Below are 13,925 nucleotides of genomic sequence, written 5' to 3' on the forward strand. Positions count from 1 at the left end.
ACCGTAACGCATCGTTACGTCTCAATTACCCAAAAATGGATAGTTGCATTTTTAATTCGGCATAATAGAAGAATCAATTTCAGATAATTCTAAAGAATATTCTTAATTATAATGCGGTTATTTCCGAGAACGGGATAATTGATGATGTCAGAGGCTTATCCGCCGACATCATCAATTGAGGCAACTTAGTTACGGCTTAGAATACCGCGACGGTACAGATTACGCCGTATACGCGTTAAACCTGGTTTGGGTTTACGCGGCTCATCCAGGCTTGCCAACACAATCTCCAGCACGCGTTCCGCGACATCCCGATGGCGCTGCGCCACCGCCAGTACCGGGCACTGCAGGAAGTCGAGCAGCTCGTGGTCGCCAAAAGTCGCAATCGCTAAATCAGACGGTAACTGCCCGTCGCGGCGCAGGGTCACATCCATCACCCCCTGCAACAGGGCAAACGACGTGGTAAACAGCGCCTGAGGCATTGGATGCGTTTCCAGCCATTTATCAAATAACTGCGCGGCCGCCTCCCGCTCATAGCTGTTGGCATAGAGAAAATGCACTTCACGCAGATCGTCCTTCCACGCGGTACGGAAACCCTGTTCGCGCAGGAAACTGACGGACAATTCCGGAAGCGCCCCCAGATAGAGCACGGTTTCAGCAGGGAATTTACGTAACTCCTCCGCCAGCATCTGCGCATCATCCTGGTCAGCGCCCACCACGCTGGTGAAATGTTCACGATCCAGCGCGCGATCCAGCGCCACAATCGGGAATGAACTGTTCGCCCAGCGCTGATAAAACGGATGTTCAGGCGGCAAGGAAGTCGAAACGATAATGGCATCAACCTGACGTTGTAAAAGATGCTCAATACAGCGCATTTCGTTATCAGGCTGATCTTCAGAGCAGGCAATCAGTAGTTGATACCCGCGCTGACGCGCCTGGCGCTCCAGATAGTTTGCAATCCGGGTATAGCTCGTGTTTTCGAGATCCGGGATCACCAGCCCGATAGAACGTGTGCGTCCAGCACGCAGCCCGGCCGCCACGGCATTCGGGTGGTAATTATGCTCACGCACCACCGCCATGACTTTTTCAACCGTTTTGTCGCTTACGCGGTATTGCTTTGCTTTGCCGTTAATAACGTAGCTTGCAGTCGTTCGCGAAACGCCGGCCAACCGAGCGATTTCATCCAGTTTCACAATTGCCCCTTGCGTAAAATGTACAAACCATAACCTTTGAGATGGCATGGGTTAAACTTCTTAACATCTAAGCGCAGAATAATGACTGCGGCAACCGCTTTTGTCTCTGGTTACTGCTGATTTCGCAAAAAAAAGCAACCAGTAGCCAATGCATCTCGCGTAGGTCAGGTAAGCGTTAGCGCATAATTTTATCGCCGCGGGAAAGCCCCACCACGCCGGAACGAGCAACTTCCACGATTTTGGCGACTTCCCGTAGCGTTGCCAGAAACGCATCCAGCTTATCACTGGTGCCCGCCAGCTGTACGGTGTAGATCGACGGCGTAACATCGATGATTTGCCCACGGAATATCTCCGTGTTGCGTTTCACCTCTTCCCGGCCATAGCCGCTGGCCTGGATTTTCACCAGCATGATTTCTCGTTCAACGTGGGCGCCCTGCCCCAGTTCGCTGACGCGCAGAACATCCACCAGTTTGTGTAGCTGCTTTTCGATCTGCTCCAGGACTTTCTCATCCCCTACCGTTTGAATCGTCATCCGCGATAAGGTCGGGTCGTCAGTCGGCGCGACGGTCAGGCTTTCAATGTTGTATCCGCGCTGGGCGAAGAGGCCAATCACACGTGACAATGCACCCGACTCGTTTTCCAGCAATACTGATAATATCCGGCGCATAATCAGGTCCTCTCCGTTTTACTTAACCACATTTCGTCCATCCCGCCCCCACGAATCTGCATCGGGTAGACATGCTCACTGCCGTCGACGGTGACATCAACAAACACCAGGCGATGATTACGCACATGTTCCAGCGCTTCGCCCAGTTTGCTCTCCAGTTCGCCTGGATGATTAATCTGGATACCGATATGCCCATAAGCTTCAGCAAGGCGCACAAAATCAGGTAGCGACTGCATGTAAGACTGGGAGTGACGCCCGGAGTAAATCATGTCCTGCCACTGTTTGACCATGCCGAGATAGCGGTTGTTAAGGTTGAGCACCAGTACCGGTAGCTCATATTGCAGCGCCGTCGACAGTTCCTGGATGTTCATCTGAATGCTGCCATCCCCGGTGACGCACACCACTGTTTCATCCGGCAGCGCCATTTTCACCCCTAACGCCGCGGGTAAACCGAATCCCATGGTGCCGAGGCCGCCTGAGTTAATCCAGCGGCGTGGTTTATCGAACGGATAGTAAAGTGCGGCAAACATTTGATGCTGGCCAACGTCAGAGGTCACGTATGCATCCCCTTTCGTCAGACGCCAGATGGTTTCAATCACCGCCTGCGGTTTAATACTTTCACTTTGCGTGTCGTATTTCAGGCACTGACGAGCGCGCCAGTGTTCGATCTGTTGCCACCAGTCACGGTTATCATCCAGCGGCTGCTGCGATTTCTCCTGCGGCAGCAGTTCAAGCATCTGATCCAGCACCAGGCGAGCATCGCCCACAATCGGAATATCCGCAGTGACGGTTTTTGAAATTGAGGTCGGATCGATGTCAATATGCAGCACGGTCGCATTCGGGCAATATTTTGCCAGATTATTGGTCGTTCGATCGTCAAAACGAACGCCGACGGCAAAGATCACATCAGAATGATGCATGGTCATATTCGCTTCGTAAGTACCATGCATTCCCAACATTCCCAGCGCCTGGCGATGCGTGGCCGGAAACGCGCCTAACCCCATCAGCGAGGAGACAACCGGCAGATTAAGTGCTTCGGCAATTTGCCCCAGTTGTTCGTGACAGGCGGCATTCACCGCGCCACCACCAACATAGACAACCGGTTTCTTCGCCGCCACCAGCGTCTGCAAAGCACGTTTTATCTGTCCTTTGTGCCCGGTCGTTGTCGGGTTATACGAACGCATACTCACCGACTCCGGCCAGCTATAAGGCAGTTTTTTCGCCGGATTCAGAATATCTTTCGGCAAATCCACCACCACCGGCCCCGGACGACCGCTTGCCGCCAGCCAAAAGGCTTTTTTCAGCACCTGCGGGATATCTTCCGTTTGTTTAACCAGAAAACTGTGTTTTACCACCGGGCGGGATATACCCACCATGTCGCACTCCTGGAAGGCATCGTAGCCAATCAGGGAGGTGGCGACCTGGCCAGAGAGGATCACCAGCGGAATGGAATCCATATATGCCGTTGCAATCCCGGTGATCGCATTGGTTGCCCCTGGTCCGGAAGTGACCAAAACGACGCCCACTTCTCCCGTGGCACGCGCCAGGCCATCAGCCATATGTACCGCGGCTTGCTCATGACGGACTAACACATGATCAATACCGCCGACCGTATGCAATGCATCATAAATATCGAGGACGGCCCCCCCGGGATAACCGAATACCTGCTTCACACCCTGATCGATAAGCGATCGGACGACCATCTCGGCTCCAGACAACATCTCCATGGCTTGCCTCACTCTTATAATGAATTACGGTTTAACAACACATTAACCGCTGACGATGACGCATGGCAATTGACTCCGAAGGGGTGGCACTGGAGTAAATAAGAATAAAACGGAGGTAAGAATTGAATAAATGGAGAATTAAACCAGCATAAGCAATTGATATGATAAATAATCGCTTAAAAAGGGGGACTTACAGCAATTAGTCTATTTTTTTACACTTTCGGACATACGTAAAAAGTCGAGTTCAGCACAAAATTTTAGATATAAAGATAAAAGCAGAATAAACCAGATGTATTCCCCGATTTATTCTGCCAGCGGCTACTTCTTACAGACGGAGACCAACAGTTCTTCCATCCATTGATGTCCTTTATCGCGCCCCGCAGCCTCATGCCAGGAAAGATAACATGTGCGGCTGTTCAATTTTAAAGGTAAAGGCAATATCTGCAGTTCTAAAGAATCGGCGAACTCTTCCGCCAACCAACGCGGCGCAATAGAGACCAGGTGCGTTTGCGACACAATATTAAGCACGCTGATTAATGCCATTCCCTGATAAGCCACGCAGGATTGTTTATCCGGTGTGTCATACCACGGCTGGCTGAATGAGGCGAAGCGATCGAGCGAAACCACGGCATGCTGTTCATGATAGAGATTGCTTTCCAGCAATGGGCCACTAATGCGCGGATGTTTTTTGCTTGCCACTAACACCATTTCGTCATTGAATAACGGAACACTGGTAAATTCCGGACGACGGAATTCTTCATAGCTAATAACAAACTCAGTTTCCTGATAACGTAATTGGTGCTCGGTATTTAAATTTAGTGAAGATTTAAAAACGACATTAATGTTCGGCGCGACTTGTTCAACTCGATTATAAATCAACGAAGTAAGAATATTATCCAATGGACTGCATACGCAAAGATTGAATACACGCTCGCTGCTGGTAGGTTCAAAGCCGGAACCAGGCAGTTCATTCTGCACTAATTGCAATGCCTGACGAACGGAGCCAAACAGCTGGAAGGCTCTTGCTGTCGGCTGGATTCCACGGCCATAACGAACAAAAAGCTCATCGTTAAACATGACTTTCAGGCGTGCGACCGCATTACTGACAGCGGGTTGCGACATCCCCAGCGTATGTGCAGCACGCGTAATATTTTGTTCCTGCATCACCGCATCAAAAACAGTTAATAAATTAAGATCAACCATGCGAAGCTGTGGCTTCCCCATCTCTATGAGATTAGATTTATCTATTATTTTTACTTCTGGCATATTTAACTCCACTGTCACTCTAAACTCCCTTTTCCCAGACGGAGTGCAGAAATAATCTCCGTTAATATGATTTACCATGCATATAAAATAAGAAAAAGGAAAAACATTAAAATTAGGAAAACATAAAGGCACAAATCTAAATGTACAAAAGAACACCACAAGCGTAGTGCGGCAGATGTCACTGCGCGATGATTCATATGTTTAAATTTCGAAAACAATATAACCATAAGCGTGGCGAATACACAATCATACGCACAGTGAATACGTATTTAAGTTTTAATTAAACATTTCTATTATTAACACATTAAAAGTTAACATTAATTTATCAATTATTGGGTAACACATTGGTTTCATCCATTCAGAATGACTATAAAAGCTGATAAATCATAAAGATATGAAATCCCAAATGAGGCGTTATCTCTAGTTCTTCGTTACCATAAATGCAAATAAATATGCTTAAATATGTCAAACCGTGAAAAATATGTTCAACGATCAGATGATTAATTTTATATACCCTGAGAAATTCAGCACAATTCGCTTAAGTTTATCAGAAACTTTCCCCCTTAACGGGAGCATTTGCAGGGAATGGGGTTGACATCAGTCTTCATATCCAGTACCACTAAAAGCATATCGCATTCGCCTGGAGCTTGATTGATGACTTACATTGCTCGTTTTATCGGTCTACTACTACTAAACGCATTCTCATTGCGCGGTAGACTGGTGGACGACATTCAGCATTAAGTCAGCTCCAGTTAAGACAAAAAACCCGCGCCGTTGCGCGGGTTTTTTTATGCTCGAAGCAAGGCGCCCTAAAGACCAAGGACCTAAACCATGAGCCAGCAAGTCATTATTTTCGATACCACCTTACGTGACGGTGAACAGGCGTTACAGGCGAGCCTGAGTGTGAAAGAAAAACTGCAGATTGCGCTGGCCCTCGAGCGTATGGGCGTTGACGTGATGGAGGTCGGTTTTCCGGTCTCTTCACCGGGTGACTTTGAGTCCGTACAAACCATCGCTCGTCAGGTTAAGAACAGCCGAGTTTGCGCCTTAGCCCGCTGCGTAGAAAAAGATATCGACGTTGCCGCAGAATCTCTGAAAGTCGCTGAGGCCTTCCGCATTCATACGTTCATCGCCACCTCGCCGATGCATATCGCGACGAAATTGCGCAGCACGTTGGATGAAGTGATCGAGCGAGCAGTCTACATGGTGAAGCGTGCGCGTAATTATACAGATGACGTGGAGTTCTCATGCGAGGATGCTGGCCGTACCCCTATTGCCGATCTGGCCCGCGTGGTCGAAGCCGCGATTAATGCGGGTGCCAAAACTATCAATATCCCCGATACCGTTGGCTACACCATGCCTTTCGAATTCGGAGCAATCATTTCTGGTCTGTATGAACGCGTACCGAATATCGATAAAGCCATCATCTCCGTGCACACCCATGATGATTTAGGTTTGGGCGTTGGCAACGCGTTGGCGGCCGTCCACGCCGGTGCTCGCCAGGTAGAAGGCGCGATGAACGGTATCGGCGAACGCGCCGGTAACTGCTCACTGGAAGAAGTGATCATGGCGATCAAAGTGCGCAAAGATATCCTGAACGTACAGACCCGCATTAATCACCAGGAAATCTGGCGTACCAGTCAGTTAGTCAGCCAAATCTGCAACATGCCCATTCCGGCCAACAAAGCCATTGTCGGTAGCGGCGCCTTTGCCCACTCCTCTGGCATCCATCAGGACGGCGTACTGAAAAATCGTGAAAACTACGAAATCATGACGCCTGAATCCATCGGTCTGAACCAGGTGCAGTTGAACCTGACTTCCCGTTCCGGACGCGCCGCGGTGAAACACCGTATGGATGAGATGGGATATAAAGAGAATGAATACAACCTGGACAACCTGTACGACGCATTCCTGAAGCTGGCGGATAAAAAAGGTCAGGTATTTGATTACGACCTGGAAGCGCTGGCCTTTATTAATAAACAGCAGGAAGAGCCGGAGCATTTCCGTCTGGATTACTTCAGCGTGCAGTCCGGCTCAAATGACATCGCCACCGCCTCCGTCAAGCTGGCCTGCGGTGAAGAAGTCAAAGCCGAAGCGGCGAACGGTAACGGTCCGGTCGATGCCATTTATCAGGCCATCAACCGTGTGACCGAGTACAACATCGAACTGGTGAAATACAGCCTGACCGCCAAAGGGCACGGTAAAGATGCGCTGGGCCAGGTGGATATCGTTGCTAATTATAACGGTCGCCGCTTCCATGGCGTCGGTCTGGCAACAGATATCGTCGAATCGTCCGCGAAAGCGATGGTTCATGTGCTGAACAACATTTGGCGCGCCGAAGAAGTCGAAAAAGAATTGCAACGCAAAGCTCAGAACAACGAGAACAACAAGGAAACCGTGTGATGTCGAAGAATTATCATATTGCTGTTTTGCCGGGCGACGGTATTGGCCCGGAAGTGATGGCGCAAGCCCTGAAGGTACTGGACGCAATCCGCAACCGTTTTAACATGCGCATTACCACCAGCCACTACGACGTGGGGGGTGCCGCTATCGATAACCATGGTCAGCCGCTGCCGCCTGCGACGGTTGAAGGCTGTGAGCAAGCCGACGCCATTCTGTTTGGCTCCGTTGGCGGCCCGAAATGGGAAAATCTGCCACCAAACCAGCAGCCTGAACGCGGCGCGCTGCTGCCGTTGCGTAAACACTTCAAATTATTCAGCAACCTGCGCCCGGCTAAGCTGTACCAGGGTCTGGAAGCATTTTGCCCTCTGCGCGCAGATATTGCCGCGAACGGTTTCGACATCCTGTGCGTGCGCGAACTGACCGGCGGTATCTACTTCGGTCAGCCAAAAGGCCGCGAAGGCAGCGGACAACATGAAAAAGCCTTTGATACCGAGGTTTATCACCGTTTCGAGATCGAGCGTATCGCACGTATCGCGTTTGAATCTGCTCGCCAGCGTCGCTGCAAAGTCACGTCGATTGATAAAGCCAACGTACTGCAAACGTCTATTCTGTGGCGCCAAATCGTCAATGAAATTGCTAATGAATATCCGGACGTTGAGCTGGCGCATATGTACATCGACAACGCGACGATGCAGTTGATCAAAGATCCATCCCAGTTCGACGTGCTGCTGTGCTCCAACCTGTTTGGCGACATTCTGTCTGACGAATGCGCCATGATCACCGGATCAATGGGGATGTTACCGTCCGCCAGCCTGAATGAGCAGGGCTTTGGTCTGTACGAGCCCGCTGGCGGCTCCGCTCCGGATATCGCCGGGAAAAACATTGCTAACCCTATCGCCCAAATCCTTTCGCTGGCGCTGCTGCTGCGCTACAGCCTGGATGCCAATGATGCGGCAACCGCAATTGAGAGCGCCATCAACCGCGCATTAGAAGAAGGCATTCGCACCGGTGACTTAGCCCGTGGCGCTGCCGCAGTCGGTACCGATGAAATGGGTGACATTATTGCCCGTTACGTCGCAGAAGGGGTGTAATCATGGCCAAAACGTTATACGAAAAATTGTTCGATGCGCACGTCGTCTACGAAGCGCAAAACGAAACCCCGCTGTTGTATATCGACAGACATCTGGTGCATGAAGTGACCTCTCCGCAGGCGTTTGATGGCCTGCGTGCGCATGGCCGTCAGGTGCGCCAGCCGTGTAAAACCTTTGCCACCATGGACCATAACGTCTCCACGCAAACCAAAGACATTAACGCTTCCGGCGAAATGGCGCGCATTCAGATGCAGGAATTGATCAAAAACTGCAATGAATTTGGCGTCGAACTGTACGACCTGAACCACCCGTATCAGGGGATCGTTCACGTGATGGGGCCTGAGCAAGGCGTGACGTTGCCGGGTATGACCATCGTTTGCGGCGACTCCCACACCGCCACACACGGCGCGTTTGGCGCGCTGGCCTTTGGTATTGGCACCTCTGAAGTTGAACACGTTCTGGCGACGCAGACCCTGAAACAGGGGCGTGCCAAAACCATGAAGATTGAAGTTAACGGCACGGCAGCACCTGGCATTACCGCCAAAGATATCGTGCTGGCAATTATCGGTAAAACCGGTAGTGCAGGCGGTACCGGGCACGTCGTTGAATTTTGTGGCGAAGCCATCCGTGCGCTGAGCATGGAAGGCCGTATGACCCTGTGCAACATGGCCATTGAAATGGGCGCCAAAGCGGGTCTGGTCGCACCGGATGAAACCACCTTTAACTATGTGCAGGGGCGTTTACACGCACCGAAGGGTGAGGATTTTACCAACGCGGTTGCGTACTGGAAAACGCTGAAAACCGACGACAACGCGACGTTTGATACCGTCGTTACCCTGCAGGCAGAAGAGATCGCACCGCAGGTCACTTGGGGTACGAACCCGGGTCAGGTCATCTCGGTGAACGATAATATTCCCGACCCGGCGTCATTTTCCGATCCCGTTGAGCGCGCATCGGCTGAAAAAGCGCTGGCATATATGGGGCTGAAACCGGGCATTCCGTTAACAGAAGTGGCCATCGATAAAGTGTTTATCGGTTCCTGTACCAACTCGCGTATTGAAGATTTACGCGCTGCGGCCCAAATCGCCAAAGGGCGCAAAGTTGCGCCAGGCGTACAGGCGCTGGTTGTGCCGGGTTCTGGTCCGGTGAAAGCGCAGGCTGAAGCGGAAGGTCTGGACAAGATCTTCATCGAAGCCGGGTTTGAATGGCGTTTACCGGGCTGTTCCATGTGTCTGGCCATGAACAATGACCGCCTGAACCCAGGCGAGCGCTGTGCATCCACCAGCAACCGTAACTTTGAAGGCCGCCAGGGCCGCGGTGGTCGCACGCACTTAGTCAGCCCGGCCATGGCCGCCGCTGCCGCCGTTACCGGTCATTTTGCCGACATTCGCAGCATCAAATAAGGAAACTACCATGGCAGAGAAATTTACCCAACATACCGGCCTGGTTGTCCCACTGGATGCCGCCAACGTGGATACCGACGCGATTATTCCCAAACAGTTTTTGCAGAAGGTTACGCGCACCGGTTTTGGCGCTCATCTGTTTAACGACTGGCGTTTTCTGGATGAAAAAGGGCAACAGCCTAACCCAGAGTTCGTACTGAACTTCCCGGAATATAAAGGCGCGTCAATTCTGCTGGCGCGGGAAAACTTTGGCTGCGGCTCTTCCCGTGAACATGCGCCATGGGCGCTGACCGATTACGGCTTTAAAGTAGTGATCGCGCCAAGCTTCGCTGACATCTTCTACGGCAACAGCTTCAATAACCAACTGCTGCCGGTGACCTTGAGCGACGCGCAGGTAGATGAAATGTTCGCCCTGGTGAAAGCCAATCCGGGCATTAAATTTGAAGTGGATCTGGAAGCGCAGGTGGTGAAAGCGGGCGATAAGTCCTACAGCTTTAAAATCGACGACTTCCGCCGCCACTGCATGCTGAACGGTCTGGACAGCATCGGGCTGACGCTGCAGCATGAAGCAGCCATCACCGAGTACGAAGACAAGCAGCCAGCGTTTATGCGCTAGTCCTTGTGGTGCCGGATAAGCGCAGCGCATCCGGCACTCCAAAAATCAAACGTCCTTTACCCGCCCGGTCATCACCAGCGTGATCACAGAAATCGCCGCAATCACCCAATAGACGGCAAAGTGACCGTAGCTTTGCGCAACAGCCCCCTGAATCACTCCCGCGAGAATGACCCCCGTTGAAATACTGTTGGTAAATAATGTGGTCGCTGACCCCGCACGCCCGGGCATAAGATCCTGAAACCACAGCATTCCTATCCCGGCGATGATACCGATAAATACTGCATTAAACAGTTGCAGCACCAGCAGCGCCGTGCGGCTGTGAAAGAAGATCAAACCAAGATAAAACAGGACGCCAGCCGCGACGGCCGCGATCATCATTCGCCGTTTACCAAAGCGCTTCACATAGTAGCCCGCCAGGATCATCGCCGGAATTTCCAGCCCAGCCGCCGTCCCCATCAGGATACCGGCCAACTTGTCCGGTAACCCCAGCTCAAGGCTTATCCACAGCGGCATATCGATGATGTACATGGTATTGCAGGTCCACATCAGCGTGGAGGCAATAAACAACATGCGCACATTTTTGTCCTGCCAACCGCCGGTCTGTTCCAGCGGTACGTCAACAGGTTGCTCCACCCGCGTGACTGACGGCAGTATCAGCGCAATCAGCACCAGGCTAATGGCGAAAATCCCTGCGGCAATGGAAAACATCGCCGTAAAGCCGTAATTCAGCGCCAGCATGAAGGCCAGTGGCGGTCCAATCACCCAGGCCAGCGAAAGCTGTGCACGCATCACCGAGCTAAACATCACCACTTCACGCGCGGAGTTATCAGCGTATTCCCGCGCCAGCGCAAACAGCTGCGGCATGGCGGTATTCGCCAGCGAGGCCAACAGCACACCGCAGGTGATAAGCGTGAGATAGTGGCGATTAAACGCAAACAGCAGCGCGTTTCCGATTGCCATCAGGCAGCAGAACATGATCAGCTTGCGCCTGTCGCCCTGGCTGTCGGATCGTTTCGCGAGGCCAAGGCTGACAACAATCCCGACAATCGCATTGACGGTATAAAACAGCCCGACCCAAAACGGCTGCGCCCCGACTTCACGGCTCAGGAACAAGCTCAGCGTGGGTGCCTGCAATGCACCTGCTACGCCCATCATAAAAGCGACCAGCATAAATGCCGCGTAAACGCCGTTGAGGCGCCGTCCCATGGTCATAATCCAGAGCATTACAGTTCCTTTTAGCGCAGCAGAAACAAAAAAAGCCAGCAGTGATTATCTGCTGGCGCGGCGATTAACACCAATACTCAGTCACACATGATGTCTGCAATTCCCAATTCAGGAGTCAGGCTGTCACCTCCCACTGCATCAGTTCTTCGAGCATCTTTAAGCGCTGCGGTGCGCTCAGGCAAGCCAACCAGGACGATTTTTCTGTCGCGGTAAAGTATTTCAACCAGAACTGACGCATAGATGACCCCTTCGTTGTCTCATCGCTTCATCGGAATCTATTATTGGCTTAATATAGGGAAAATAAAATTGCTGAGTTTTTCGCAGGAGTTCCCCTTTTATGTCTTCTGGTCGTCTGCAACAACAGTTCATCCGTCTGTGGCAATGCTGTGACGGCAAAACGCAAGACACGACGCTGAACGAGCTGGCGGAGCTGCTGAGTTGTTCGCGCCGCCATATGCGTACCCTGCTCAATACCATGCAAGAACGAGGCTGGTTAACGTGGGAAGCCGAAGTTGGGCGAGGTAAACGCTCGCGCCTGACTTTCCTCTATACCGGGCTGGCACTCCAGCAGCAGCGGGCAGAAGACCTGCTGGAACAGGATCGCATCGATCAACTGGTGCAGTTGGTCGGTGACAAAACGGCCGTACGACAGATGCTGGTTTCTCACCTGGGGCGCAGTTTTCGCCAGGGGCGGCACATCATGCGCGTTCTCTATTATCGTCCCATGCACAACCTGCTTCCCGGTACGGCGCTACGCCGTTCAGAAACTCATATCGCCCGGCAAATCTTCAGCGCCTTAATTCGGGTAAATGAGGAAAATGGGGAACTGGAAGCGGACATCGCCCATCACTGGCAGCAGATTTCACCTTTACACTGGCGATTCTTCCTGCGTCCGGGGATTCATTTTCATCATGGCCGCGAACTGGAAATGGAAGATGTCATCACCTCGCTGATGCGCATTAACGCCCTGCCGCTGTACTCGCACATCACGCAGATCGTTTCTCCCACGGCCTGGACGCTGGATATCCATCTCGCCCAACCCGACCGCTGGCTTCCCTGGCTATTGGGGCAAGTCCCCGCCATGATCCTGCCGCGAGAATGGGAGACGCTCAGCAACTTCTCCAGCCACCCAATTGGCACTGGTCCCTATGCGGTGATGCGCAATACCAATAACCAACTGAAAATTCATGCATTTGATGATTACTTTGGCTACCGGGCGCTGATCGACGAAGTTAACGTTTGGGTTTTACCCGATATCGGTGAAGAGCCTGGCGGTGGGTTGACGCTAAAAGGCCCCACGGAGGATGAAAAGGCGATCGAAAGCCGCCTCGAGGAAGGATGCTACTACCTGCTGTTTGATGCGCGCACCCACCGTGGCGCTAATCAGGAGGTTCGCGATTGGGTTAGCCGCGTTCTTTCGCCAACCCATCTCATCTGCCACGCCGACGAACAGTTCCAGCGACTGTGGTTTCCCGCCTACGGTTTGCTCCCCCGCTGGCACCATGCCAAACCCGGCCATGGTGAAAAACCCGCCGGACTGGAAACGCTGACGATCACCTACTATCGCGATCACATCGAACATCGGATTATCGCGCAGATCATGAAGACGTTGCTGGCAGAGCATCAGGTACAGTTAAATATTCAGGAGATCGACTACGATCAATGGCATGCGGGTGAAATCGTAAGCGATATCTGGCTCAACAGCGCCAATTTTACCCTACCGCTGGATTTCTCGCTGTTCGCCCATTTGTGCGAAGTCCCGTTACTGCAAAACTGTATCTCGCGGGACTGGGAAAACGATGCGGCCCGCTGGCGAACGGGCGAAATGAGCCTGGCGGCATGGTGCCAACAGCTGCTCGCCACAAAGGCCATTGTGCCATTAATCCACCACTGGCTGATCATTCAGGGACAGCGCAGTATGCGCGGGTTACGCATGAATACCCTCGGCTGGTTTGATTTTAAATCAGCGTGGTTTGCACCACCGGATCCTTAGATCCGGCTCTTGATTGCCGCATAGCAACAAAATCATTACACTAACGCCGTTCTCAACGGGGTGCTAAATAAAAACATACACAAAATCATTCATGATGCATCAAGGCGGCAAGCGAGTGAGTCCCCAGGAGCATAGATAACTATGTGACTGGGGTGAGCGACAAATCTGCCGGGAGCAGATTTGAACGCTGCTTGCAGCGGCCCCGAAGGGGCGAGGCCCGGAGATGGGCCGAGTAACGCAGCCAACACAGAGGCAGCGTGAATGATGAAGTGTATGGGCTGAGAGATACCCGTCGAACCTGATCCGGATAATGCCGGCGAAGGGATTTGAGGCTGCAACTCAAGT

11 protein-coding genes and 1 riboswitch are annotated in these 13,925 nt (G+C 52.1%); of the genes, 5 read left to right on the plus strand and 6 right to left on the minus strand.

Annotated elements, in window-relative coordinates; genetic code table 11:
• Positions 1–185: 185 nt before the first annotated feature.
• The 4 genes from cra to leuO all read right to left on the minus strand — a co-directional run bounded on the left by cra (position 186) and on the right by leuO (position 4,850).
• The gene (gene cra / locus HV350_RS20395; protein WP_101700752.1) at positions 186–1,190 is read right to left on the minus strand and encodes a catabolite repressor/activator; all 1,005 of its coding nucleotides are present in this window, start codon (positions 1,188–1,190) and stop codon (positions 186–188) included.
• A 175-nt stretch (positions 1,191–1,365) separates the two neighbouring features.
• Positions 1,366–1,857, minus strand: a complete 492-nt coding sequence (gene ilvN, locus HV350_RS20400) for an acetolactate synthase small subunit (RefSeq protein ID WP_003829566.1) — start codon at positions 1,855–1,857, stop codon at positions 1,366–1,368.
• Between the two features lie 2 nt (positions 1,858–1,859).
• Complete coding sequence (gene ilvI, locus HV350_RS20405) at positions 1,860–3,584, minus strand: acetolactate synthase 3 large subunit (protein ID WP_016151688.1); 1,725 nt, start codon at positions 3,582–3,584, stop codon at positions 1,860–1,862.
• Positions 3,585–3,902: 318 nt separating this feature from the next.
• A complete protein-coding gene (gene leuO, locus HV350_RS20410; RefSeq protein ID WP_016151687.1) occupies positions 3,903–4,850 on the minus strand; it encodes a transcriptional regulator LeuO in 948 nt (315 codons plus the stop codon).
• An 831-nt stretch (positions 4,851–5,681) separates the two neighbouring features.
• On the opposite strand from leuO, the gene leuA reads away from it, so the two are divergent.
• The 4 genes from leuA to leuD are packed head-to-tail and all read left to right on the plus strand — an operon-like array spanning position 5,682 to position 10,363.
• Positions 5,682–7,253, plus strand: a complete 1,572-nt coding sequence (gene leuA / locus HV350_RS20420) for a 2-isopropylmalate synthase (RefSeq protein WP_016151686.1) — start codon at positions 5,682–5,684, stop codon at positions 7,251–7,253.
• The gene (gene leuB, locus HV350_RS20425) at positions 7,253–8,344 is read left to right on the plus strand and encodes a 3-isopropylmalate dehydrogenase (protein WP_181629225.1); all 1,092 of its coding nucleotides are present in this window, start codon (positions 7,253–7,255) and stop codon (positions 8,342–8,344) included. Before leuA ends, leuB begins: the two co-directional genes overlap by 1 nt.
• 2 nt (positions 8,345–8,346) lie before the next feature.
• Positions 8,347–9,747, plus strand: coding sequence for a 3-isopropylmalate dehydratase large subunit (gene leuC, locus HV350_RS20430; RefSeq protein WP_019078363.1), 1,401 nt, complete (start codon positions 8,347–8,349; stop codon positions 9,745–9,747).
• A 10-nt stretch (positions 9,748–9,757) separates the two neighbouring features.
• The gene (gene leuD / locus HV350_RS20435) at positions 9,758–10,363 is read left to right on the plus strand and encodes a 3-isopropylmalate dehydratase small subunit (RefSeq protein WP_016151683.1); all 606 of its coding nucleotides are present in this window, start codon (positions 9,758–9,760) and stop codon (positions 10,361–10,363) included.
• Positions 10,364–10,408: 45 nt separating this feature from the next.
• Here leuD and HV350_RS20440 read toward each other — a convergent pair whose 3' ends face one another.
• Together HV350_RS20440 and sgrT are read right to left on the minus strand one after the other, a co-directional pair.
• Positions 10,409–11,587, minus strand: a complete 1,179-nt coding sequence (locus HV350_RS20440; RefSeq protein WP_065554749.1) for a sugar efflux transporter — start codon at positions 11,585–11,587, stop codon at positions 10,409–10,411.
• Positions 11,588–11,702: 115 nt separating this feature from the next.
• Positions 11,703–11,825 carry a glucose uptake inhibitor SgrT gene (gene sgrT / locus HV350_RS20445; RefSeq protein WP_016151681.1) on the minus strand — a complete coding sequence of 41 codons (123 nt, stop codon included), beginning with the start codon at positions 11,823–11,825 and terminating at the stop codon, positions 11,703–11,705.
• 99 nt (positions 11,826–11,924) lie between these two features.
• On the opposite strand from sgrT, the gene sgrR reads away from it, so the two are divergent.
• Positions 11,925–13,580 (plus strand): HTH-type transcriptional regulator SgrR, encoded by a 1,656-nt coding sequence (sgrR, locus tag HV350_RS20450; protein ID WP_016155682.1) that lies wholly within the window; start codon positions 11,925–11,927, stop codon positions 13,578–13,580.
• Between the two features lie 239 nt (positions 13,581–13,819).
• Positions 13,820–13,922, plus strand: a riboswitch (TPP riboswitch).
• Positions 13,923–13,925 lie beyond the last annotated feature (3 nt).

It is taken from the genome of Citrobacter sp. RHBSTW-01013 (genome assembly GCF_013781985.1).
Lineage (GTDB): Bacteria > Pseudomonadota > Gammaproteobacteria > Enterobacterales > Enterobacteriaceae > Citrobacter > Citrobacter braakii.